31 protein-coding genes and 1 pseudogene are annotated in these 24350 nt (G+C 38.7%); 20 read left to right on the forward strand and 12 right to left on the reverse strand.

Features of this window, described 5'->3' with window-relative positions; all coding sequences use genetic code 11:
- A pseudogene (locus tag CRT24_RS16860) lies at positions 1-229 on the reverse strand (transposase); the annotation flags it as partial.
- A 269-nt stretch (positions 230-498) separates the two neighbouring features.
- Between CRT24_RS16860 and CRT24_RS16865 the strand changes: the two are divergent.
- The 18 genes from CRT24_RS16865 to CRT24_RS16950 all read left to right on the forward strand — a co-directional run bounded on the left by CRT24_RS16865 (position 499) and on the right by CRT24_RS16950 (position 13542).
- Positions 499-1734: a site-specific integrase gene (locus CRT24_RS16865; protein ID WP_306473174.1), complete on the forward strand. Its 1236-nt coding sequence runs from the start codon at positions 499-501 to the stop codon at positions 1732-1734.
- A gap of 53 nt (positions 1735-1787) precedes the next feature.
- On the forward strand, positions 1788-1976 hold the full coding sequence (locus tag CRT24_RS20740; protein ID WP_144034608.1) for a hypothetical protein: 189 nt from the start codon (positions 1788-1790) through the stop codon (positions 1974-1976).
- Positions 1954-2229 (forward strand): helix-turn-helix domain-containing protein, encoded by a 276-nt coding sequence (locus CRT24_RS16870; protein ID WP_002993139.1) that lies wholly within the window; start codon positions 1954-1956, stop codon positions 2227-2229. The genes CRT24_RS20740 and CRT24_RS16870 overlap by 23 nt, the downstream gene beginning before the upstream one ends.
- Positions 2230-2888: 659 nt before the next feature.
- Positions 2889-3281 (forward strand): single-stranded DNA-binding protein, encoded by a 393-nt coding sequence (locus CRT24_RS16880; RefSeq protein WP_002993142.1) that lies wholly within the window; start codon positions 2889-2891, stop codon positions 3279-3281.
- 43 nt (positions 3282-3324) lie between these two features.
- A complete protein-coding gene (locus tag CRT24_RS16885) occupies positions 3325-4398 on the forward strand; it encodes a DUF932 domain-containing protein (RefSeq protein ID WP_099372362.1) in 1074 nt (357 codons plus the stop codon).
- Between the two features lie 52 nt (positions 4399-4450).
- Complete coding sequence (locus tag CRT24_RS16890; protein WP_002993144.1) at positions 4451-4648, forward strand: hypothetical protein; 198 nt, start codon at positions 4451-4453, stop codon at positions 4646-4648.
- A gap of 25 nt (positions 4649-4673) precedes the next feature.
- The gene (locus tag CRT24_RS16895) at positions 4674-5012 is read left to right on the forward strand and encodes a hypothetical protein (protein ID WP_002993145.1); all 339 of its coding nucleotides are present in this window, start codon (positions 4674-4676) and stop codon (positions 5010-5012) included.
- Between the two features lie 18 nt (positions 5013-5030).
- Positions 5031-5255, forward strand: coding sequence for a hypothetical protein (locus CRT24_RS16900; RefSeq protein WP_002993146.1), 225 nt, complete (start codon positions 5031-5033; stop codon positions 5253-5255).
- Complete coding sequence (locus CRT24_RS16905) at positions 5255-5452, forward strand: hypothetical protein (protein WP_002993148.1); 198 nt, start codon at positions 5255-5257, stop codon at positions 5450-5452. The genes CRT24_RS16900 and CRT24_RS16905 overlap by 1 nt, the downstream gene beginning before the upstream one ends.
- Before the next feature lie 11 nt (positions 5453-5463).
- The gene (locus CRT24_RS16910; protein WP_002993149.1) at positions 5464-6072 is read left to right on the forward strand and encodes a PRTRC system protein E; all 609 of its coding nucleotides are present in this window, start codon (positions 5464-5466) and stop codon (positions 6070-6072) included.
- 18 nt (positions 6073-6090) lie between these two features.
- Positions 6091-6309, forward strand: coding sequence for a PRTRC system protein C (locus tag CRT24_RS16915; protein WP_002993150.1), 219 nt, complete (start codon positions 6091-6093; stop codon positions 6307-6309).
- Between the two features lie 17 nt (positions 6310-6326).
- Positions 6327-7481 (forward strand): hypothetical protein, encoded by a 1155-nt coding sequence (locus tag CRT24_RS16920; RefSeq protein WP_099372363.1) that lies wholly within the window; start codon positions 6327-6329, stop codon positions 7479-7481.
- A 10-nt stretch (positions 7482-7491) separates the two neighbouring features.
- Positions 7492-8205 (forward strand): PRTRC system protein B, encoded by a 714-nt coding sequence (locus tag CRT24_RS16925; RefSeq protein WP_002993152.1) that lies wholly within the window; start codon positions 7492-7494, stop codon positions 8203-8205.
- On the forward strand, positions 8205-9011 hold the full coding sequence (locus tag CRT24_RS16930; RefSeq protein WP_099372364.1) for a PRTRC system ThiF family protein: 807 nt from the start codon (positions 8205-8207) through the stop codon (positions 9009-9011). Before CRT24_RS16925 ends, CRT24_RS16930 begins: the two co-directional genes overlap by 1 nt.
- A 394-nt stretch (positions 9012-9405) precedes the next feature.
- The gene (locus CRT24_RS16935; RefSeq protein ID WP_002993154.1) at positions 9406-9714 is read left to right on the forward strand and encodes a helix-turn-helix domain-containing protein; all 309 of its coding nucleotides are present in this window, start codon (positions 9406-9408) and stop codon (positions 9712-9714) included.
- 23 nt (positions 9715-9737) lie between these two features.
- Complete coding sequence (locus tag CRT24_RS16940; protein WP_002993155.1) at positions 9738-11240, forward strand: SMEK domain-containing protein; 1503 nt, start codon at positions 9738-9740, stop codon at positions 11238-11240.
- Positions 11237-12685: a hypothetical protein gene (locus tag CRT24_RS16945; protein WP_099372365.1), complete on the forward strand. Its 1449-nt coding sequence runs from the start codon at positions 11237-11239 to the stop codon at positions 12683-12685. Before CRT24_RS16940 ends, CRT24_RS16945 begins: the two co-directional genes overlap by 4 nt.
- Before the next feature lie 5 nt (positions 12686-12690).
- On the forward strand, positions 12691-13542 hold the full coding sequence (locus CRT24_RS16950; RefSeq protein ID WP_002993157.1) for a hypothetical protein: 852 nt from the start codon (positions 12691-12693) through the stop codon (positions 13540-13542).
- 2 nt (positions 13543-13544) lie between these two features.
- On the opposite strand, the gene CRT24_RS16955 is transcribed toward CRT24_RS16950, so the two are convergent.
- From CRT24_RS16955 to CRT24_RS16965, 3 genes are all read right to left on the reverse strand, one after another.
- Positions 13545-13928, reverse strand: a complete 384-nt coding sequence (locus CRT24_RS16955) for a response regulator transcription factor (RefSeq protein ID WP_002993158.1) — start codon at positions 13926-13928, stop codon at positions 13545-13547.
- A 273-nt stretch (positions 13929-14201) separates the two neighbouring features.
- Positions 14202-14501, reverse strand: a complete 300-nt coding sequence (locus tag CRT24_RS16960; protein ID WP_002993159.1) for a helix-turn-helix domain-containing protein — start codon at positions 14499-14501, stop codon at positions 14202-14204.
- The gene (locus CRT24_RS16965; RefSeq protein ID WP_037459849.1) at positions 14482-14793 is read right to left on the reverse strand and encodes a helix-turn-helix domain-containing protein; all 312 of its coding nucleotides are present in this window, start codon (positions 14791-14793) and stop codon (positions 14482-14484) included. The genes CRT24_RS16960 and CRT24_RS16965 overlap by 20 nt, the downstream gene beginning before the upstream one ends.
- Positions 14794-14968: 175 nt before the next feature.
- Here CRT24_RS16965 and CRT24_RS16970 point away from each other — a divergent pair, with 175 nt between their 5' ends.
- Together CRT24_RS16970 and CRT24_RS16975 are read left to right on the forward strand one after the other, a co-directional pair.
- Positions 14969-16570 carry a hypothetical protein gene (locus CRT24_RS16970; protein ID WP_002993163.1) on the forward strand — a complete coding sequence of 534 codons (1602 nt, stop codon included), beginning with the start codon at positions 14969-14971 and terminating at the stop codon, positions 16568-16570.
- Positions 16571-17028: 458 nt separating this feature from the next.
- Positions 17029-19221, forward strand: coding sequence for a hypothetical protein (locus tag CRT24_RS16975; protein WP_257214076.1), 2193 nt, complete (start codon positions 17029-17031; stop codon positions 19219-19221).
- Between the two features lie 59 nt (positions 19222-19280).
- Here the strand turns inward: CRT24_RS16975 and CRT24_RS16980 are convergent, their stop codons facing one another.
- The 8 genes from CRT24_RS16980 to traK all read right to left on the reverse strand — a co-directional run bounded on the left by CRT24_RS16980 (position 19281) and on the right by traK (position 24348).
- A complete protein-coding gene (locus CRT24_RS16980; protein ID WP_099372366.1) occupies positions 19281-19562 on the reverse strand; it encodes a molybdenum ABC transporter permease in 282 nt (93 codons plus the stop codon).
- 121 nt (positions 19563-19683) lie between these two features.
- A complete protein-coding gene (locus tag CRT24_RS16985) occupies positions 19684-20133 on the reverse strand; it encodes a DUF3872 domain-containing protein (RefSeq protein ID WP_002993167.1) in 450 nt (149 codons plus the stop codon).
- Positions 20134-20144: 11 nt separating this feature from the next.
- Entirely contained in the window at positions 20145-20705 is a 561-nt protein-coding gene (locus CRT24_RS16990) for a conjugal transfer protein TraO (protein WP_002993168.1), read from the reverse strand.
- A gap of 27 nt (positions 20706-20732) precedes the next feature.
- Positions 20733-21626, reverse strand: a complete 894-nt coding sequence (gene traN, locus CRT24_RS16995; RefSeq protein WP_002993169.1) for a conjugative transposon protein TraN — start codon at positions 21624-21626, stop codon at positions 20733-20735.
- Between the two features lie 24 nt (positions 21627-21650).
- On the reverse strand, positions 21651-22997 hold the full coding sequence (gene traM, locus CRT24_RS17000) for a conjugative transposon protein TraM (protein ID WP_002993170.1): 1347 nt from the start codon (positions 22995-22997) through the stop codon (positions 21651-21653).
- Positions 22984-23268 (reverse strand): hypothetical protein, encoded by a 285-nt coding sequence (locus CRT24_RS17005; protein ID WP_002993171.1) that lies wholly within the window; start codon positions 23266-23268, stop codon positions 22984-22986. Before CRT24_RS17005 ends, traM begins: the two co-directional genes overlap by 14 nt.
- Before the next feature lie 17 nt (positions 23269-23285).
- Positions 23286-23714: a hypothetical protein gene (locus CRT24_RS17010; protein ID WP_094280382.1), complete on the reverse strand. Its 429-nt coding sequence runs from the start codon at positions 23712-23714 to the stop codon at positions 23286-23288.
- A 10-nt stretch (positions 23715-23724) separates the two neighbouring features.
- On the reverse strand, positions 23725-24348 hold the full coding sequence (traK, locus tag CRT24_RS17015; RefSeq protein ID WP_099372367.1) for a conjugative transposon protein TraK: 624 nt from the start codon (positions 24346-24348) through the stop codon (positions 23725-23727).
- Positions 24349-24350: the final 2 nt, after the last annotated feature.

The following is a 24350-nucleotide window of genomic DNA, read 5'->3' on the forward strand; positions in this document are numbered from 1 at the left end:
TATGTAGCGTAACTTTCTGGCCTCGAATGGGAAAGTCTGAAATTTCAGTAGAAGGCATAAAACCCTTTGACTCCAACTTGCTGTTCTCATAGCCTGTCGGAGCAATATTAAGTTCATCTAAATAAATATGGAGTTGATTGTCGACCTGATCGACTTCTAAAATCTGGAAGTATTCCAAAAGCCCTTCCGGCATCAATAAGGATAGTAATTTACGTTCGGCTTCTTGCAAGGGATATTTGTATTAAGGACGCTAAACTAAGAAATTTTTAACACTCCCCCCAAGAATTCAGCTTGATCCCTAAATGTGAGTTAAACGGTGAGTCTTTTTAAGTTTTATATTTACTCACCGGATAGCTTATAAATAATTGTAAATCATTTATTTACAACATTTATTTTGATGCTATTTATTATTGTTTGACTTCTTTACTGCATCATATCCAATAGTTGGATTGAGAGAACTGCACTAAAGTGTATCAGTTGAACATAAAATAAATGGATATGAAGAGTAAAAACACTTTTGGGATTCAATTCCTGTTACGGTTGCCCAAGAACAAGAAAGACGAAATGGCCACTGTTTATGCAAGGATTACAGTAAACGGCCGTAGAACTGAAATTTCCCTAAAAAGCAAAGTATCGATCAACAATTGGGACGAAGTAAAAGGAAGAGCAAAAGGAAAACGCCAAGAAATCGTAAAGCTGAACAGCCACATGGAGCAGGTACGCTCCCTTATTTTCGATTGTTATCACCAGTTGGTGCAGCAAAATAAAACCGTTACCATTGAAGCGGTTAAATCTGTCTACCTAGGCGAGGACATAGAGGAAACAATGACTCTTCTAAAGCTAGTGGAATACCATAAACAAGTGGCAGTAAGTAAACTTGCCCCCGGTACCATGAAAAATTATTATACCACCGAAACCTATATTCAAAAATTTATAAAACAAAAATATGGAAAAAAAGACATACCGTTGGATGAACTGAACTATCGGTTCATTTTGGATTTTGAAAACTTCCTTAATGACTACAAACCTAAAGATCATCATAAGCCCATAAATAATAATGGGGTGATGAAACATATGGAACGTTTGCGGAAGATGGTCAATTTGGCTGTTACGATGGATTGGCTGGTTAGGGATCCATTTGCCAAATACAAACTTCGGTTTGAAAAGGTAGAAAGAGGCCATTTGTCAAAAGAGGAGCTAACTGTTTTGCTTAATAAATCCTTTTCAATAGAGCGTCTGCAATCCGTGTCGGACATGTTCATTTTTAGTTGCTATACAGGTCTTGCTTACATCGACATTTTTAACCTGACCCCCGAAAATATTTCAAAAGGAATCGACGGAAAAGATTGGTTGACGACAAAAAGACAAAAGACCGATACAACGGTTCGAGTTCCTTTGCTGCCCGAGGCTTCAGATCTTCTTAAGAAGTACAGAGGGCATCCGGTAGCTGAGGCGAATGGAACGATCTTCCCTGTCATATCCAACCAGCGAATGAACGGTTATTTAAAAGAGATCGCAGAAATTTGCGGCATCAATAAAAATTTAACGTTCCATCTCGCAAGGCATACTTTTGCTACAACGGTGACATTAAGCAATGGTGTGCCAATTGAATCGGTGAGTAAAATGCTTGGCCATGCATCTATACGTACCACCCAAATTTATGCTAAGGTGTTGGAACATAAGCTAAGTGAGGATATGCACAAGTTAGAGGTTAGAATGGCTTCCCAGGATTAGATACTTCTAGATCATTATTGAAATGAAACGAGGTAAGGTTGTAATTTTAATGGATGCAATACTATATGTGTGCCTTTGGACGCCAAATGCAACCACTGACTGCCATGTTGATCAAATTCGTAGATACTTTTGGTTCATTTGTATCCGTAAAGACAGAAAAGACCATAAATCAATTCTGTTCTAGAGGAGAGAATTTAGAAACATTAAAAAGCAGCGCAAATGAAAGTAGAACTTATCACTAAAGAAGACTTAGATAGCTTTAAAAAGGAACTTCTTGAAGAAATCAGGAGAAATAGACCACATCCGAGAAAAGCCGAAAAGGAGCCTCGGGAATGGCTCAAGAGTTACGAGATCCGAGAATTATTGGGGATTTCAGCGGGGACACTCCAAAACCTTCGGCTAAACGGAACGTTACCGTTCACGAAAATCGGTGGATTGATGTATTATCGGTATGAAGATATCCGGAAACTAATGGATGGTGTTGATGGGAGTTAGGGATTAAAATATTAAAAAATAAATGATATCAAGCAGGATTTGACGATCCTGCTTTTTTTTTGCCGGTACTTTTTGCAGCCAAAGCACATTTACCTCCCATAGCAATATCCTCGCAGTAAAAGAGCTTTCCGGCTATTTCTGAAACAGAAATTTTTAAAAAAAACCTCTCCGCTATTCCCATTTTCAGATATTTTTAAAATCCCTGTTCTGTGGTTTTGAGAATCACACCTTAAGAAAACATTTATCAATCCGACGAATTGGAAGTATTATTTCAATTCAAAACAGACCATTTTCTAATGCAATTTTCTCGGCTTCCACATTTCTTTTATTCAAAGAAGCCTGTATGCACTATTGTCCCATTTCAAGAGCAAAGGTATTTCCGTGTTCTTAACACCGCCAAAAGGTCAAGCAAGTTTGAAAAAAAATCTCCACCCGCTGGGTAGTATTTATTTTTCAAAACCTTGTGTCGGCTAAACACGAACCTTTTATGCTCGTGAAACGAAACATAGCATACTCCGGCTCTTTGGACGAATAAAAAAAATGTCAGTTATGAAAATTATAAGCATTAAAAATGGTAATGAAACGAAACAGCACCTCCTCTCATTACCGAATAAATCAGAAAAATTAAATCAAATATCAATCACTAAAAATCAGCGAAAATGAACATCACAGGCAGACTGACAAGAAATGCGGAAGTACGCACATTGTCGAACGAAAAACAGGTGGTAAACTTTTCAGTAGCGGTAAACGACAGCTACCGTAACAAACAGGGCGAACGAGTAGAGCAAACCACCTACTTCGATTGTGCCTACTGGATAACTCCAAACGTGGCAAGGCTACTGACAAAAGGCACTTTGGTAGAACTCACAGGGCGTGTAAGTCCGAGAGCGTGGGTAAACAAAGACGGAGAACCAAGAGCAGGACTTAATTTCCATACCTCACAAATCAAATTGCACGGAGGTAGCAATAGAGCCGAAACCGTACAGGTTACTGCAAAAGCAGAAAACAACAGCATTGCAGGAATATCAACCGAGGACGACCTCCCATTTTAACAACGAATATTCAATCGTTTATCAACATCAAAATTTTAGCATTATGGCACATAACATCAATTACAACGAGAAAACAGGACGTTATTCATTCTTTAGCGTTCAGCAAAAAGCGTGGCACGGTCTGGGGCAAATCGTAGAGCAGTACCCCACAAGCGAGGAAGCTATCCGACACGCAGGGTTAGATTACGAGGTAGTCAAATCCCCTCTGTTTACCAAAGGTTCGGGCATTACCGAAACCGCAGACGGTATCGAGATAGGCAGTAACGAACTGGAAGTACCTAACTGTTTCGCCAACATACGCACCGATAACAATGCCGTATTGGGCGTAGTGGGTAAAGATTACCACATCGTACAAAACCGTGAAGCGTTCAGTTTCTTTGATGCTATCGTAGGAGGTGGCGAGGGTATTCTGTACGAAACCGCAGGGGCATTGGGCAAAGGCGAACGCATTTTTATCACAGCCAAATTGCCCGACTATATCCGTGTAGGCAATGGCGATGATGTTACGGAAAAATACATCTTCCTTACCACAAGCCACGACGGAAGCGGAAGTATTACCGCAGCGTTTACGCCTATCCGTATCGTTTGCCAAAACACCCTTAACGCTTCATTGCGGAATATGACCAATGTAGTCCGTATCAAGCACACATCGGGAGCAAAACAGCGTATCGAGAATGCACATAGGATAATGGGGTTAGCCAACACATTGAGCGACCAGCTACAGGGTATTTTCAATGACTGGACAACGATAAGGGCAACAGACCAAGAGGTCAGAAAGCTAATCCGATTGGCACTATGCCCGAACAAAGAAACCCTTGAGCTCATCAAAAAAGGTGCTGAAGACGAAATATCAACAATGTTTAAAAATGCCGTGAACGATGCGTTTGCCTATGCAATGACGAGTGATACGCAACAAATGGACACTACAAAAGGCACATTGTTCGGAGCATACAATGCTGTTACAGGCTACTTCCAAAATGTACGCAATTACAGGGATGACGAAGCCAAGTTACAGAGTATTGTATTGGGTGGAACGGCTCAAATGAAAGGACAAAAAGCATTTGACCTATGTACAGCCTTTGCGACAGACGGTGCGGAAATCCTAAACCTCAATTAGATAATCACAGGCTACCGCCACAATCGGTGGTAGCCTGTTAAAAATAAGTTTTATGAAAGCGATAACAATAGAGGAAGCCAAAAATTTGGCGAGAGCCAAGAGCCTTGAAAAGAAGCACAAAGGCGAAAGCGTATTTATCATTTACTGCAATCGTACAGAGCATTTCTATATAGACACGAACGGTTTAGTACGCCTTTGGGAAAAATTACACGGCTACTATGTAAATGGGGTTTATGCCACCGAAGATTAACGCATAACATTCAAAAGCAGTTACAATGGAAACGAACGCCATAGCGATAAAATTTGTCAGCCACGAAGTACCCGAATTGGAAACGCTGAAAACCTCAAAGGTCTATCAGCTAAGGGAAAAACTGAACAAGGGCGAGAAGCTAAGCCGAGCCGAGAAAAATTGGATTGCGGAAGCGGTAAACCGAAACGCCTTTTTTAACGGGGCAGTTCCCCTAATGGGTTATCGGTTTGGGTTTGATGATATTCTAAAAACCTATGTAGTGAAGCAGTACGACAGTTGGCAGGAATACAGCGCACCCGACAAAACGAGCCTACGGAGTATAATCTATGGCAGGATTGACCAAATAGCAGAAATCAGTCATTAACACTTAAAGCAATCAAAGATGGAAACAACAGATAGAATTACCAAAGAAACAGACCTTGAAAAGTTTTGCAGGGAGCGATTTAAGCACTTGACCAATGCACAGCTTGTGGCAAGGGTAAACGGTCTTCCCGATTTTGGTTGGGATGATGAGGGCGTGGAACTGCGAAGAAGGCATAGGGTATCAAACGGTGCGTTTGACTATGCCTTTAATCATAACACGATGGTAATCCTAAAAGACGATTAATGATGTACGTAACAGATTTAAACGGTTGCCAAATCGAAGTAACGGATTTAAAGGAAGCCATAAAAATAGCAGGGCGGTACAAAGAATACCGCCACGAGGACGAGCGTTTTTCCGAGTTCGACAAGAGGCAAAAAGCCTATTGGGCGGATATGTACGAGAAACTTACAGCCATCAAAGAACAAGTAACAACACATTAAAACTCACAGCAATGAACACAAATTTTTTCAATCAAGTACAGCAGTTGGATTTTACAGGAATATTGCAACTGAACATTTCTAAGGGGATAGAAAACAAACTAATCGTAACAGTATTGCTCAACAATGAGCAATGCGGAGATAGTGCGAAAAACCTCATTCCCCCATTGATTTTTAACGCCACTTCGCAGGAGTTTGACGAGGGATTTTTTGAGCAGATAAACGCACCAATTAAAGCCATATCGGGTTTAATGGTGGATATGGAAGCCTTTATGAAGCAAATGGAAACCGTCAAACTGCAATCCGAAATGGAGAAGCAGAAAACCGAGAAAGCCAAAAAGGAAAAAGAAACCAAAGACAAGAAGTACAAAGACGGTATGGCAAAGGTGGACGAGTTGGAGAAAGAGGGCAAGTTCCGTGAAGCGTGGATGAAAGTACCCGACATTACGGAGTTTCCCGAAAAAGCGGACGAGATACGCAAACGCAAAACGTCATTGTCCGACAAGTTCGGGACACCGAGCCTTTTTGGTGGAGTAACGGAGGAGCAACCCGAACCGCCAAAAACGGAGGAGGTTGCTACCTATTGCCCAATAAATACAACAAACGAAGAAGTAGAATATTAACAATTAAAAACGAACATTATGTTATTAGCAACAGTATTACCGAGAATTTTCATACTCAAAGATAAAGGACAGGATATTCCATTGACTGACCCCGAACCACGTTGGAGCGTGGAAGCCGTAATGAATTTCTATGCAAATTCTTATCCGATACTGACCACTGCCAAAGTATCTGCCCCTGTTATCCGTGACGATACAATACAGTACCGATTTGAGAGTGTAATGGGAACGAAAGGTTAAATCAAAAATCAAAAAAAATGAATTATGCAACGCAATATCATATCGGGCATCATCAAAACCCTACAGCAACCGAAACAGAAGACTTTGCACAAACAGTTGGGCGAGTTCGCAGATTGGATGCAAAGACCAAAGAACGCAGACGAAATAAGAAAAGACAAAATGAAATCGGTACCGATAACGGTACTACCAATGGTTTTCTAAAATGCTCATTTCTGCCTAAACTGCAAGAAGCACAAACCGTACAGGCTTGTGGAAAATCGGAAAAGACGGAAAGGGATTTTTATCAGTCCCTTTCCAAATTGGCAGGGCATTACGGTATACAACCTATGCAGTCCAGGCAGTACGGCTATCCCTACAATATCGCTTTAGCTTTGGATTCCACAGAGGAACAGTTAAGAAAGAAGTTTCGTGATTGGGAAGAACTCCGTTTGATACAGGATAGTAAGAAAACGTATTTCGTAAGTGAAGAACGGTACAGTACAGGTGCAACCCTGTATTACATTCCCGTAGTGCCATTGTACCGACTATCTAAGCATCCCAATCGCAAGCAAGCCGTACAGCTATTGCAATCCGTGTGTGCGTACCTATACCACATTGCAAATGTTCCTTACTATCGACAGGAAAACAGTTATCTGTATTGGATGTATGAAATGGTAACAGAGTGGATTGTAAGCGATGACGAGAATGAGGACACGACAACGTATTTAAGCGAGATTAGGCAATCAGAACAGATAGGCGAACGTATGGAGCAGAAAATTTACAACAAGCACAATTTGAGCCGATTTGCAGTCCGTTTAAACTCCTTTAAAATCAAAGACAGCTTTGACCAAGATTGCTACAAACTGGCAAGTGAAGCCTTTGCCTTGTATGAACAATACCCGAATGCTACCATAAACCGTAATGCCCTGCCAAGCGGAGAAGCAAGCGAAGAAGATATGGAAAATAGTATAGGTGTGGAAAAGTACGTTTCGTTCTGTGCCGATGCAAAAGGTATTTTGTTTCAAACACTTTTTGAGAGCGTGAACACCGAGTTGCAAGAATACGGACAAATGGAAGAACCCACCATTGTGAAAAGGTTTGATGGTAGTGATATTACTGCAAATACCCTTGAATTTGAAAACCGTGTTTTTGCCTTAATTGAGGAATTGATATACATACTGAATAACTTTTAGATACTCTAAAATGAAAGATATAACACAAAACTTTGGAACGCTTTACCACCCTTTATCGGCTTTGGTTTTTTACCAAACCAAAGGAAGTAATAGAACCACCTATGTAGAGCATTTTGATATGGATAGGAACGGTAATCCAATCAACGCCCATCCTTTGACCGAGAGAGAAGCTAAAGAATTGGCAAAAGCACTCAATACGGAAAAGGAAAAGAGCAAGGCATTTTTAAAATCTAACGGCATTCTGCCTACCAACGTCCTGCACATTAATCCGAGTGAAAACGGTACGGTACTTTGGTACACCAAAGCACGAAAAGTCAAAATGTTCTTTACTGAAAGTCTTGAAATACCAAACGGTACGGCGAAAGTACCTGCAATGCTTTGGTATGCAAGCAAACAGAGCCTTATTGTTTTCGCCCTAGAAAAAGACCGAAGACCTACCGAGAATACCGTATTATTTCACGCACCATTTTTCAATATTTACGAGGACGGACACGTATGTATGGGAACTGTAGATATCAATATCAAAAATTCTGCTTCGGTTGAAGAATTTATGCAAGCGTGGGAAAGCTACTTTTTTAACAGCTATTTCAGTCACTTGGTAAACGAACACAACCCCATAAAAGGAAATTGTGTAAGCCTTTGGAAAGACCTCATCGGCACAGACAAAGCCTTTCCTAAAGATATATTGAAAAAGACAAACAAGACCATAAAAACGATATTGTAATGAGCAAAGAAATTTTAAAAGTCCATTTTACGGACAGCGATTTGATAAATCCTACCAATCCCATAACGGTAAACGTAATCGGTGCAGGTGGTACAGGCTCAAAAGTAATGACTGCCTTGCTTGAGATGAACCACAGCCTAAACGAGTTAGGACACGCAGGGTTGTTTATTCGTCTTTGGGATGATGATGTAATTACCCAAGCCAATTTAGGAAGACAGCGTTTTGCAGAAAGTGAGGTCGGTTTGTACAAATCTGTTGCTATCATTAACCGTATAAATCGCTTCTCAGGTACGAACTGGAAAGCGGAAGCAAGGAAATTTGAAAAAGACAATAGCGACAGATTCCCCGAAAATGCAGGAGGAAGTATTTATATTTCCTGTGTGGATAGCGTAAAAGCAAGATTTGAAATTGCGGAAATATTAAGTGAATTGAGCAATGGAAGACCCTATTCCAACCGCCCACGTTATTGGTTGGACTTCGGCAACAGTCAACATACAGGACAAGTTTTACTATCTACCATAGGAAAAATTCGCCAACCCAATTCAGAGAAATATGAAACGGTGGCAAGCCTGCCAATGGTTACGGATGAATTTGGCGAACTGCTTAAACAATCCGAACTGGAAGACGATACACCGAGCTGTTCCCTTGCCGAAGCGTTGGAAAAGCAGGACTTGTATATCAATTCCTCATTGGTTCAGATGGGTTGTTCACTGTTATGGGGTATGTTTAAAAATGGTTTGACACCATACAGGGGATTTTTTCACAACCTGAAAGATTTCCGAACCCATCCTATAAAAGTCGCCTGATTGGAAAATCGGGCGGCAAAAAGACACTCCCTCCCGATGGTCGGGACAGTCTTTTTGCATAAATCGGAGCAACCTCTTTGGCAAAATGGGATGCCTACCCACCATTCATTCCGGCACATTTTACCAAACAGGTTGCGACATTATTTGAGGGATGTTCATTATCCCTTTTGTTGTTTTAGGGAACTTCTTTTCTTGCCACATTGGCGACCAAAGAAAAGAAGCAAAAGAACGCCGCATTATTTACCGCCACACAGTTATTAATTTTATCAGATAATTACCTTGAAGAGCCACAATAACTGGTTAATAATATATTGCCTGCTCAATGCGATTAATAGTTAAAGGAATAACGTATATTTGACATTATTTGTCAAGTAGAATATTTCAAATACACAAAATGGATTATAAAAAAACAGTTGGAGAAATATTACGTGCTAAACGAGAGGAGAAAGGGCTTCTCTTAAGGCAAGTTGCTGCTTTGCTCGAAATGGATACAGCAATTCTGAGTAAAATTGAAAGAGGGCAAAGAAATATCAATAAGGAACAGGTTTTTAAACTCGCAGATATTTTGGGCATAGAACGAGAAGAATTACTTATTCAATACCTCAGTGAGAAAATTGCAATTGAGCTAAAAGACGAATCGTTGGCGGATAAAACTCTTAGAGTTGCCGAAAAGAAGATAAAGTATATGTCACAAACTAAATAATAAACCTCGAAATATTTCAAAAATTGAACAGGATTGAATACATCAACAAGATCACTACTTGTGCAGCGAGATTTGTCCACGAAGTGGAAGGGTTTAATGCAATAGGAAATTATCATATTAATATCCATGCAGAGAATTTTTTGGTACCGTTATTAAATGAGGTTTTCGGGTTGGAACTTGAAAATCTTAATTCTACAAAAAAGAAAAATTTTCCAGCAATTGATCTGGCCGACTTTAAGAATAGGGTGGCTTTTCAAATTACGTCAACATCTTCTCTTGATAAAATTAGGACTACGCTCGAAACATTCTCAAAGTATGACCTACAAAATGAGTTTGATGTACTCTACTTATATATTCTCACAGAAAAGAAGCCGCAATACAATGATGCAAAACTGAAAGATGTAATACCCGATAGTTTTGGGTTTGAGTCAAGTGACCATATTATAGACAAGGACGTTATTCTTCAGAAAATAAATGCTATAAGCTCAACGCCCAAAATTCAAGCGATTTCTAAATTATACGAGCATGAGTTTTCGGATATACAGATTGAACAGCGCCAGCTTAAGTTCGAAAATGGATACTTGAATAACGAGCCAGAAGATATTTCGCCTAACATGGTTAAAATATCATTTCCGAAGGTTTTGTATAAGGCAGAATTGTTTATTAATGAAGAAGCTATCCTCGAAAATCTAAACGATTATTTGGAGAGTATTGGAAAAAGGAAAGTGAAAAAGTTGAAGCCAAACACACTGGTCAAAAAGGCTTTAAAACAAAATAAAGTATATTTTGAAGACTGGATTTTACATGAAAAGTGTATTTATACTTTTCGGGATTTATCTAAAAACAACGAACCATTGAGAAAAATTATAGATGCTGGCACAATAACTACTTTGGATTGTAAAGACTTCTACGAACAAGATGAAGCGAGTAACAAAGTATTCAAAAACCTTTTAAGAAAATCTCTGATCCAACTTTGCTATTATAAAGGAATAGAATTCTTCCCGCCAAGAGGAATTTTCAGATTTGCCAATTCAAGACCTCCTAAAGCAAAGCAAATTAGATGGAAGGGTAAAAAAGAGTCTACCAAGACAGTAATATTCGAAATGACAAATAAGAAGGAGGGGCACATAATCTGTTATAGACACTTAGCATTCAAAGCATCTTTTTTAAATTTTGAAATAGATTGGTATTTGGTCATAAATCCAACATGGAGCTTTACAAATCCGGGTGGATATAGGGAAAGTCGATTTGAATCAGCATATATGGCAGGAATAAAACGACTTGAGAATAACAATTCTGTTTACAATTACTTTAGATTCTTTGCGTACTACTTATCTTATACGGACCTGTTTGTTACTGAATATCCATACCTGCAGACCTCGAAAAATGAGCCATTAAGTTTATCTCCCAGCCTAGATGAACAAAAATGGATACCCGTTAAAATCGTTGAAGAAACATCTGAGTTTACTCCAACGGAAATAAGCCTTGATAACGAATTAACCAACTCAATTTTTTCTGATCAATGAAATTAAGATATATAGAAGAACCATCATTACAATTTGGCTTAGGACATCAGATTTGTCCTAAAAGTGGCATTTACAATTTTAATCCATTTGATATTGATCAAGTTAGACCTGAAAAAATCACCATTGGAGTAGTTGGAAAATCTGACAGTGTTGATGCAGTTTTAGAATGGATAGAATCATGCAAAACCCATATTGATGGAAAACAAAGTAAAACCCCACATCCCAACCTTTTTCTAAATTTTTGCGGTTTCAATAAAAGTATAGGCTTTAAGTGCGAGATCAATTATGATGATACATACCTAAGAAAGTTAAATAACTCTGATTTAGAGAAAATCGTCAAGAAAAGCAACTCCCTGGAAACGATAATTGCAGAAATTACAGAACTCTATTTAGCTGAAATCAAATTCTTATCTAAAAACAAAAAACCAGATGTAATTCTTTGCGCTTTGCCTGAAAATTTAATGAAACATATTACCGAAGCTAAGGCAAAAGCTTCTGGTGAAGATGAAGAAGAAACTGAAGTTCATGAACGTGATTTTGATGAAGATGAGGTTTCTTCAAAAGAACAGAATTTCAGGAGAAATCTTAAAGCAAAGGCAATGCAATATAATGTGCCTATCCAAATCATTAGGGATAGAGTTGCAAAACCAACCAAAGAGATGCAAGATCCTGCAACGGTTGCTTGGAATTTTTTTACAGCATTATACTATAAAGCTTCAGGAACGCCTTGGGCATTGATCAGAAAAGACACTGCTGAAACTACTTTTTATGCCGGTATAAGCTTCTTTAAAAGTAGAGATAGAAGCTCAACACAAACAAGTATTGCCCAAATATTTAATGAGTTAGGGAAAGGTGTCATTTTAAGAGGTGAGGAAATTACTTTGAAAAAAAACGATAGAACACCACATCTAAGTGAAGAACAAGCATTCAATCTTCTAAAGCAGTCCCTAACTGAATATTATGAAGCCGTAAAAATTTTTCCGAAAAGACTAGTAATCCATAAGACCTCTAACTTCAGTGAAGATGAAGTTTACGGGTTTACCCAAGCAGCTCGTGATTTGCATATAAATCAAGTTGACTTAGTTTCTATACAAACATCTGATTTAAGATTATACAGGAATGGCAATTATCCGCCGATGAGGGGAACACATTTCGCTATGAGTTATAAACACCACTTGCTATATACAAGAGGATCTGTGCCGTACTACGAAACGTATCCAGGTAGATATATCCCTCGAGCCATTGAAATAAAATTAGCACAACATGATGAATCTCCAAACATCATTTGCGATGAAATCCTTGCATTAACCAAAATGAATTGGAATAATACACAATTTGATAGGCAGATGCCTATTACAATTGAATGTGCGAGAAATGTTGGAGAAATATTAAAATATTTGAACCAAGAAGATAGTATGCAGCTTAAATACAGCTTTTATATGTAGAGACTATGGAGAAAGCCGAAAAAATAAAACAATTACTATCCAACCAATTTGAGTTGGATTTATTTGAAGCTTCAATTGCTAGCTTAAATGATCGAACAAACAAACTTCGCTTTAATAATTTTGCATGCTCTATAAGGGAGTTGTCACGACATTTTTTATATAACCTTGCTCCGGAAGAACGTGTGAAAAATTGTGTTTGGTTTAGCCCCGAAACTGCAGACGGAAAACCTACAAGAAACCAAAGAATTAAATACGCAGTCCAAGGTGGAATAGACGACACTTTTTTAGATCGTTGGGGATTTGAGGTTGACGAACTCAAAGACATGATAAAGGATGTAAAAGAAACAATCAATACTTTAAGCAAGTATACCCATATTAATCCTGAGGTGTTTAATATTAGCGATTCTGAAATTGAGCGTATGAGCCAAGATGTACTTAACTCTTTTATTAGTTTGGTAGAAACAATTGAGAACTATCGTGAAGATCTTAAACAATTCCTTGATGGACATATCGAAGAGCATATGGTATCATCCGTTGTAACTAATTTTTTTGAGAATGTTGATCGACTTGCACCTCACCATTCACTGGAATATAGTGAAGTGTCAGAATATCATATTTCAGAAATTAATGAATATGAAATTGTAGTGGACGTCTTTGGAGATTTACATGTGATTCTTGAATATGGGTCTAATAAAGAAAGACGTGAAGGTGATGGATTAGACTTGCCAGAAACATTCCCTTTTGAAACGAAGATACGCTATCAAATTGAAGAGGATTTTCCGTCCTCTAAGTTTGAGGTCGATGACTACGATGTGGATACTTCAAGTTGGTATGGAGACGATGATGATGAAATATAGTCTTAAGCACTGAAGATAGCTTTCTTAAAATCATCAACATCGCTTCCAAGTAGTAGATAACTTGAAAACCCAATCTCTAAAAGAGATTTCCCAACTTTCTCATCATCAATATCGCTATGGGCAACCAGTTTGATTGCAGGGTACTCTTTCCTTAATTCTTGAAGCTGTTTAAGCACATTTTGGTCGTAAAAATCCAAGTCAATAATACAGACTTTGGGGAGTTCATTCAATGAAGACAACTGTGTTAGCCCATTTTCAATGCTTTCTGACCGAGATAGTATTTCCATTCCAGATGCAGCGAGATCTTTGCAGATGTTATCGGTTACAGGGCTTTTGTCATTGATAAAAGACAGGGAGATTGTTTCTTGTACAGTACCAGTTTTCATACGTTACCTTTTTTTGAGTTAGATGAAGTTCCTGCACAAAAAGAAAGCGCAGGCAACTACACTTACCGCACATTGAGGTACTGGTATACCCGACAACGAATAAGCGAGCGCCCACGCCTATGGCATGAGCGTTCTTCCTTATCGTCCCGTTGTCTAAAAATTACCAGTTTTCAATGTGGGACTTAAAGCAAAAACACTTTAAGTATTTCTATATTTTACATAGCAAAGATACTAAACTCGTTTCGATATAGAAATATGATTGCTTGAAATCCGTTACTTGTTCTTTTGTCCATTGCAGACATAGTTTTGTTCAAGTATCCGTAAAAGGTCGGTTTGCTTAAAAATGATTTTGCCGCCTATCTGGATGTATGGGAGTATTTGGTCATCACGATATTGCTGTAAAGTCCGTCTGCTGATATGTAACAGCTTGCACACATCTTCGCCCGAAAGATATATTTCACCGTTCATTACAGGACGGTAGTTTTTTAATATCTGTTCAATACGATTTCGTAGCTGTGTAATCATTTCCCTGTGGGCGATGATATCGTCACTATCATTCGTGAATAAATCCATTTTCAGTAGTATTGTCCAGCTGTCCGGCTTCGAGCAAAGCCTGTACATCTGAGCGTTTATAATAATTTTTACGGTTCAGTTTTGAATACGGTAATAGTCCTTTGCTTTTGTGGGTCTGTAAAGTCCGCTTGGTAATGTTCATCATCAGACATACTTCCTGGTTATCGAGCCATTGTTCCGCTTTAAAAATGGGCGTATATTTCTGTGTGGCATTTTCGGTCAATTCCAAAAGTGCTTTTAGCTCATTTTTCATTCCGTCTAGTGCCGACTTTTGTATTGCAATTACTTCCATTGTTTGCTCAATTTTACTATGGAAGTCGAATTTATAAATGCTTATGATAGCGTTAGAAAATGTTGCAGGCTTTGGCTCTGAAAGGTAGTGTTTGGCTCCGCGATAAATTTCAGCATAGTTTATTTTGTAAATTTGAAAATTATAGGTTAATAACAAATTCAATAAGAATTTTTAAATGGCATTATTACAAAAAGGCAAATCAAACTATCCGTTTTGGGGAGCATCAATAAATTTAATTACAGGACTTGACCCATTAGGGCTTCAGACAACTTCAGAGGCAACTTATGCAACGATGTTGCCCGGAATTTCTAACTTGACTAATCGACTGCGGTACTATGGCTTTTATTGCTGGTTATTAGATTTTTACTTTAAAACAGAGAAAAAGGGAAATTCAAAAGAGCAATACCGCTTTATTCGCAGGGCTGAGTTAATGATTGCTATCATAATGCAAAGTCAGCGGAAAGCAGTTCAGCAAATTACAGGAAGTAATTTCGCATCAAACCTACTCAACACGATTGAAAATGATTATTTTGATTTAGCTGAGGGGGCTGATAAAGACGGTACAGACAAAAATGTGTATTGGAAATATCCGTCCGGTGCTTTTGGGCAATATTATTATGGGGCGATGCAAGCTCTTTCATTAATTATTACTGCGGTAAATGATTTTGGAGACGTTGTTTACAATATAAGCCAACCACATCCCAGACAAAAAGTTTCAGGAAAACAATTAGCTAATGCTTTTGAGATATCATTATCCCCCCAAATAAAAGAGTTATTTTACAGCAACATAAAAAAAGGAAAGCTTTACCAATCGGATATACCAGAACTAATCAAATATTTTGCGATTGAGACTATAGAAACTGAAAGCAGTGAATGGCAATTGTATATGGAAATGCTCCTTGACAAAGATGAGCCAAGCCAAGAAGTTGAAGAATTGGTGACTTTTCATAGAAGAGAAACCATTTTATCGCTAATAAAAACAGCGGTTCAAAACGATAATGACTATAATTGGTATAAATTTTTGCTCGAAAGCTATCATAAAAAATTAGGTTCAAGCACTCAACCCGAAACAGAAACAAACATCGGTTGGTATTGCTATCAACTAAATGAATATTGGCAATACAGTTGCGGAACAATATTTTGGGCATTGCTGCAACATCTTTACGATTTTCAACAAGACCAATATTTGCCGTCTTTTGTTGAGAAGTTTTCGGATAGCATCTCAAAAGAAATTTGCAAAGATTTTAACCAATCAATACAGCCCACATCTTTAGTTTCAGAAATTTTATCACTCATTCCAGATACGAACGACGAAGAGGAAACGAAAAGAGCAATCAACCAAACCAACGACCCAATTCTTGCTGGTAAATACGGTTTCATGCTTTTACTTCAGCTGTTCAAAAATAATAGAGAACAATTGCATCCTTTGAAAGAATTTATGAGTAGAAAGAGAACAGAAAGAGATGGAAATATGGTTGATGGCATCCTTACAGTTCATAAAGCAGAGAAAGAAATTCTTAAAGATTTTGTTGAACAATTTATTTTACGCAAAATAATTTACAGACACACAATGGTTGCCCTTAGAAAAATGGGTAATGGCTCACAATCCACGCATAAATTTTTTATAGAAGAACAATACATCCGTTTCATCGACATATTTCCACCAAGAAATACATCGCCGAGAATGAATGCTTTGCAAAACATAATGTTTGATTTGCAGGTAATCGACGAGGAAAAGGTTTTGTCTCCGCTTCACACAAAACTTTTGGTTGACTAATGGCATTAGAAAGAGAAAACATTTTGACTTTAATTGGAAGCAGAAGATACCATTCTTGTATTCTTACCACTTTCAGCTTTGACTTTTACTTTTTTGAAATGAAAGCAATGAAATGGTTGCGTTCGTGTGGTGTGAGAAACATTAATGTTTTTATTGACGGCTACTATTATTCAGAGTTGATGCGACAAGCCACTGGCGAAGAAATGCAACTTACTGCCGGTTATTCACTTTATCCTGTTTTTCAAAATTCAGTATTTCATCCAAAAATCTGGATGCTATTTGGCGATAAGGAGGGTTTATTAATTGTTGGTTCAGGAAATCTTACCAATTCGGGAAATGGAAACAACGATGAAATTTGGGGAGCATATCATTTTGATATTCGTTCGACCGAGAACGCCCCAATATTTTCATCTGCTTGGAATTATTTATCGATGCTTTCATCAACAGTTAAAGGTCAGATGAATGAAAAGACCACAAGGTGGATAATTGAACATTCAAAATGGCTTAATGAATTACCAGCAGTAAAACCGTTTGAATTTTTAAATACTTCACAAAAAGAGAAAGTTGCTTTTTTATTCAATTCCGAAACCTCTTCGATTTGGAATGAGCTATTAAAACATATTAGCAACGAAAAAATTGTTGAAATTACTACCATTTCTCCATTTTATGATAGCAAAGGAAAGGTACTGCAAGAGCTTAAAAATCTTTTCCCAAAAGCAGATATTAATGTGGTTTTAGAAGAAAGTGGTTTTATTCCATCGGCAATGGATTTAAGTAAAACATTTTCATTTTACGACTGGTGCAATGCTGGTATCAGTAGAGTTCAATATTCGAAATCTGATAATTCAAACTCTAAACTTCACGGAAAGATTATCCATATTAAAACAAAAGATGGTAAAGAATTTTGCCTTTTCGGAAGTGCCAATATAACACCGGAGGGCTTGGCATTAGCAGGAAAAAATGCAAATGCAGAAGTTTCACTTCTTATACGATCTGAAAAAGGTGGCTTGCTTAATAAATTAGGCATAAAATTGAAAGTTGGCAACAAAAAACAACTTTCAGATTTTACTTCTACAGCTCATAAATCCATTTATGAAACGATAATCAAGAATAATAAATTTCAGGTTCAACTTCTTAGCGCAGAATTGATTTATGATGAGCTTACAATTCACTTAAATGGCAATTTCTCAGAACCGTTTAAATTTATGCTTTTTGATAAAGAGAACCGATATTTTCATTCCCAAACATTCTCGAAGTTTGAGCAAGAACTAAAAGTAAAACTCAATGCAGAATTAGGTAGTTTTCAGTACGTTCAATTGGCTAATATGGAGGATGAATTTGTATCAAACAAACTTTTGGTGTCTGATTATTTTCATCTTGCCAAAACCCATCCAAATCCTAAAACTGAAGACATAGAAAGGATTTACAGCGAAATCCAAAATGGAGAACTAAGCAAAGTTCTCGACTTGTTGCATTATGCGATAATTGATGAAACGGAAAACGAAGAAAGTGCAAGTATTCTGAATAGCCGTAAAACTACAGATGCAAAAAGAGACGGAAACAACGAGCCCGAAAAGCTGTATGACCTTTCTTCTTACAAACCAATTGAGCATTCTGCGTATGAGAAAAGTCTTTTGCTTTCTTCTCTTTCGCTTCGGGTTTTAGATGTTTTAAAATTCATTCACTCAAAATCTCTGTCCATAAACAGACAGATTGATATTAGCATTGATGAACAGGAAGAAAATTTAGGTAACATTGATGGCAATGAGAAAAACGAAGTAAAAATAGTTCGTAATCTTTCTTTTGCGTTGCTAAAGTCTGAAAAAAGAAAATTGACAAGCTATTTTGATAATCTGTATTATAATCAGCAAGAACTTCTTTATGGTAACAATAGACCCCAAAACTATAAACCCACATTAACAGACTTAACCAAATATTTGATAACGCTTGAGCTGATACTTGAATATGGAGGCAAAACAGAAAAATACGACGAGCAAGAAAAGCAACATTTCTTTAGCTATCTTCCGTTTAGCAACAATTATGACAACAATAATGTGAAAGGTTGTTGTTTAAACTTAATAGGCGACTTTTTAATGTTGGCAAGAACAGGCTTTAAAGAATACGAATTTGATTATACAAAAAAGAAAGTTGAGGAATTAAAAGCCGATGCACTTGTAAACACGATTGTTTGCCTGATAAACAATTATTGGAAAGATGGCGAGATGCATTACTTTTTTTCAATGCTTCTAAACACGCTTCATTATTTAGGGTGGAAAAATATTGATGATTTTGAAAATAATTTTGATGATTTGCAAATTAAAATCAATCTTAGAATTTCTGACCTAAAACAGCGAACCAAAGGACTTGAACAGAATCTGATGGTGTTTTATTACAAAGTTTGTCCAGCATTTAAAAAAGTTATGAAGCAACTTGCAGAAAAAAACTTCGATACACTGGCAGTTCAAGGTCAAATTATTTACAAATCTCCGTGGGGTTACAGCTATGTTCAATCAGTAAATAAAATAAATGACTTTACGCTAGTTAGACCAGGCTTTATGTGGGATGATGTTAAAGAAGATTATATAAAACATAGCCCAGATGAAATATATTTGCCGTTAAGGCTCTCTTCTTTTATTTGTACGGATTTGTAGTCATAAAAAATCGGATAACCTTTTGGGCTATCCGATTTGCTTTTAAAATTCTGTAATAATTATCTGCGTTGGGCAGGTTGTTCGGTTGTTACGTCAGGCTGCTGTTTTTCCTTTTTTTCAAGGGAATAAACCCATAACGACAACAGCCCAAATATAATCAACGCATAAGCTATCCATTTGCCAACCTTTTCAATCAATTTAATGAAAATCGAACTTTCATAAGATGAGAACCCCTCAGTTCCCATAGAGCTGCGCCTGTAAAACTTTCTACGGTTAATCCAGTAACGAAGTACCAAGCCTGCAACCAAAAATATGATACCTATAACGAGTGATGCAACCATAGTTTATTTCCACTATTTGAATTTACAAAAAAATATTTGTTTAGCCCCTGAACGATGCGTATTCAATACAAAAACGGCTTACCAATCCAATAAGCCGTTTTTTATGAATTGACATGCTGTATTAATCACTACTGTTAAACTGAAAAGTTATCTGCTTTTCGTTCCCGAAGTTATCCGAAATCCAAACCTCAAAGGATTGAGATACTGCAGATGCCGAAGTATAGTACAAACGGAACTGCTCGGTTGGTAACTCATACAGATCATTAGGTAGGTACGGCGGCTCATCGTAATACCTAAGTGTGCCCTTTCCGTCAAACTGGAAGTAGCGAAGGAAATATTGGGTGCTGCTATAATTTCCAGTTCGCTGTATTGTAATGCGGATCTCTACCGTCTGGCCGTTGGCAACATATTTAGGCACTGGCATCACTTTGACCTCAAAAGGAAAGTCCTTTTGTATTTCGAGTTCATCATCTTTGCTACAAGATACCAACGTAACCGAAGCTGTGAGGATTGCCAGGAATACATATATCGGCAGTAATCCTATTCTGAAATTATTGAATATTGCTATCATTGTTTTCTGTTTTAAAAGTTAAACCTTAATCCCATACCTACGGACGGTCGGAACTGTTCTAAGTCTTTACCCCAAAGGACTTTTGTACGCCCTTGCAGGACTAATACAAATCGGTCGGACAGGTACGTTTCAAATGTGAGCCGTCCACCAGCTCCGTAGATAAAATTGTCCTCGCTCAGTATCTTCGATCCGTCATACAACATAGCTTCGCCCCGGTTAATGCTTTCATAACCGACTACGCCTGTTATTCCTAAATTCAGCGTGATGTTTTTTCGGGCATCGCCCAACAAGTAGAAACTGTAACCGCCTTCGGCACTATAACTTTCCTGCGGTATGCGCAGGTCTTTATAGTCGTGGTATTGGTGTGTATATTCCAATGCCCAAAGCTGGTAATTGCCGTTTTTACCATTTACAGTCATCGCTACACTGATGTAATAATCATTGCCAATCTTATCATTGGATAATACGCCTGTGCTTATTTCCAAGCCTTTCTGTTTAGGCAGCATTCGTTGTGCCTGTGCCATTGTGATGCCCATTAAAACAAGCATCACGGTATAGATATACTTTTTCATTTTATTGCTATCTTATTTAAAGGGTTATTAAAATTTCAGGTGCATATCGTTAATCAAACGAGCCTTGATTAAATCAGAGTTTTCTATCTGAAGTGTTTGATGCCTGCCACCGTTTTTCTCGAAAATCTCAATCAGTAATACCTTGTCATCAGCAATGGTAAATTGGTCTAACATGAACACGTTTTGCTCGATGGTTTTTCCACCGATCTCGTCCAATGGTTTGTAAGTGCGTAGCGGTATCATCGGACGTTCCTGTACTACGGTACGTTTGGCTACCTTTTTATCCACTACCTTGAAATTCACAAAATCAATCTGAAATGGCACATTGGTACGGTTTCTCAATTCCGTATGCAAATAGTATTTGCCGTTGTGGATGTAAATGCCTTTGAGCATAAACTGAATGCCGAAGCTCTTAGCTCCAATATGCTTTACAATGCGTTTGTCTTTCTTGTAAATGGTTTCCAGTAGCAAGCCTGCCAGCGAGGGCGAATTGTTGCCCAATTCTTCAAAAAGCACATCGTTACCATTGGCTTTATCTACCGCTTTCTGCATCGTGAGCAGGTCATAGCTCATTGCCGCCGGGTAGGAACTGTAATACACGTTGAAGTTGTAAAAACGACCGTCATTCGTGATAACGGAAAAATTGGTTTCAGGCTCAAAGTCCCTTACAGATGCTTTCACACGCAACACGTTTTCTGCATCTTCGGCTTTTCCTGCTATCAGGTATTCGCTGCCCAAGTCCACATAACGAATGGCGGTCGGGAAAATCAAGTGCGAAGTTTTATCGTAAGTTACTTCCATACGGTACGGTTCTATCTTGCCCAGGGCAAGCGGCGTTCTGATGGTGTCCTGTGCGTAAGAGTTTACGGCAAAGCCGAGTATCAGGGCAAAAGCCCAAAAGGTTTTTAAATGATTTTTCATTGTTTTATTTATTTGAGTTCAACATTATTTTTTAGATACAAGAAAGACCTGATAGCCCGCTTTCAGTGTAACCTTTGGCGTTCTTACTTTCTTGGCGAAATAGCCTGAGATACCCTGTACCACGCCACGGCTTAAATCAGCCGCTACCTGCTGTCCGGCATTCTGCGTGAGCATTACGCTTGTTCCCCCTGTCTGGCTCATATTGGCCGCCATTTCGGTAAGTGCATTCATTTCCGGCGAATACGGAACGTACAAGCCTTGCTGCCCGTCCAAATCGTAAATGATTATATCTACCGGAATGATGTTGCCCTCCAGTTCTACGGAGGTAACTTTTAATTGTAGCCTGCCATTCTGAAATTTTGCATTAGCCGTTACAATTGTTCCTTTGGGAATGGTACGTTGCGGGGTTTTAGCAGGCTCTAATAGTCGTAAGCGCACACCCGTTTCGCCAACTACTGTCTGGGCTTCGTTTACACAGGCTTTGATGCTGTTTTTAGGCTGTACTACCTCTTCAGTAGAACCTGCGGTATAGAACCCGCGGCTTTTTGTTTGGCTCCAATCGGCTGCAAAGGCACTGTCCGACGGTTCACGGTACAAGGCTGATACAATGTTCTTTCTTGTTGGTGTGAACGATACAAATTGCTCTTTTTGGTTAGCACCCGCAGCCCCAGTAGTTGCACCGTTGGCAGGAGCAGCATTTCCGGTGTTAGCATTTTGCGGAAGATACTTTGCAGCCATTTCATAGGATTTCTCCATTAATTTGAGTTGGTCGTCAACGGTGGCCACAGGTGGCACATCTTTCTCGGCCAGCTTTTCTTTCATTTCGTCCAGTTGCCTGCGGAGTTCCATTGTTTCAGAATTATTATCCTGATAGAATGAACCCAATGTGCTTTGCATATTTCTGTAGCTGTTCAATCCATGATTACCGTTTCTTCCCGAATTTCTGCCGCCACCGCCAAAGCCGTTGCTTTCTTCATCTTGTTCAGGTAAACCTTCTTCATTGTCAGCAGATGCACTGTCTTCAGTATTCCAATAATCAGAAAGCGTGGTCAGTGCATTGCGCTTTTCCTGCTCTTTGCGTTCGAGCATTTCCTGTTCATACGCCTTGCCTTTATCGGCAGGCATTCCTGCCCCGGTAGCCTGTGGTACGGCATCGTTTAATCCGATGTTCTCCACCGCCTTTTTGTCTTTCGACGGTTTAAATATCAGGTACATACAGCCGAGAAATACCACTCCCATTAAAAGGAATATAAGTGGCTTTTTGAGTTTGTCGGCTTTGTTCTGTGCGCCGTCTTGCAACACATCAGCAGTTTCATTCGGGTTCCCCTCCGTTACCCGAACAACCGATTTTTTGTTCTCATTTTCTTTCATAAATCTGATTTTTTAAAATTGTTGATACACTATCCGGCAACCTTGCAGGATTTCCATTTTTAAGGACAGGGTTCTCAATATGTTTAATGACCATATTGTTACCTGACTTTGAGGTGTCGTACATCACTTTGCCAATGACCACTACGGTGAGCAGTAGGTAAACCACAAAGAAGTACAGCGTATATTGGCGCTGTTTGCGCAAAGGCAACGCCCGCCAACGTTCATCGAGCCGGTCAAAGTACCTGTCCATATTTGCTCTTAATTTTTTCATAGCCTTACTATTTGTTGTTACAGCTTGAAACGCTTAGGACTTTTACCCGCCTGTTGCTTTGGCTCATCGTTGACCAGTGCGACCGCTTCCGTTAATTTGGGTGCAGATATGACGGACAGGTTTGCCAGTTCTGATTTTTTAAGCAACTGCCCGAAGCCGTCTTTCTTGGCTATTTCCATACGGCTAAGCGAAAATTTGCCATTCAGGTATTTTACCCACATACTGCATTCTACACGGGGCTTGTCATCACCCGACCATTGTAGGTAGCCTGTCAGAAATAAATCCTGTTTAGGTAAATTGTCTGCACCTTTTTGGCAGCTTTTGAGGAATTCGCTGATACTGTCTTTCAGCTTTCTGGCATACGCACCCTGCGTATGGAAATAGCCGTTATATCCTTTGTCTGTAAGGATTTTTGCGAACGTTTTTAAATCTGATAATGCTTCCATAAGATTGTTTTTAGCGTTCGATGACTTCGATATCCCTGTTTTCCACGACTGCAAATTTTTCAATATTGAAACCTTGCGGGTTGTTGTCAGAGCGAACGGAGTTAACGAGATAGCAGGAAGTAATCAGGTTACGTCTGGTTACATTGCTTGACCGGATGATGAACTGTTTGGCATAGGTGCGCACTGCATACGGGTAGTTGTCGAAGTTGCACACGACACTATCTACCTCTATGCGTTGTTGCACGTTCCCCGAAATAATCCTGCTGTAATAGCCCTTTTCCGATAAGTCTTTGTAGTAATCAAAAGCACTTTTATCGGCAAGGTTGAATGCCCTGCTCATATTGCTTTCAATAGCATTCTTGTCGGGGGCAAGCGTAAAGAACAGTTCGTGGAAACGTCTGACGTGTTCCCTTGCTTCAACCGGGCGGTTGATGCTTGCATCCTGCGACAAGGCAAGCATCAGGGATTTACCATTATCCAGTACATAGATTTTTTGGCGTTGTTCTTCTGCAAAGCGGTAGGAACGCCATACGGTGTATCCTACCACACTGGTGCAGAGAACCGCAAACACAATGGCATATAACCTTATCTGCCTAAAGCTGTTTTCGATATTTCTTAGCGTTTTAAATTCCATTT

Source organism: Sphingobacterium sp. 1.A.5, assembly GCF_002734235.1.
GTDB lineage: Bacteria > Bacteroidota > Bacteroidia > Sphingobacteriales > Sphingobacteriaceae > Sphingobacterium > Sphingobacterium daejeonense.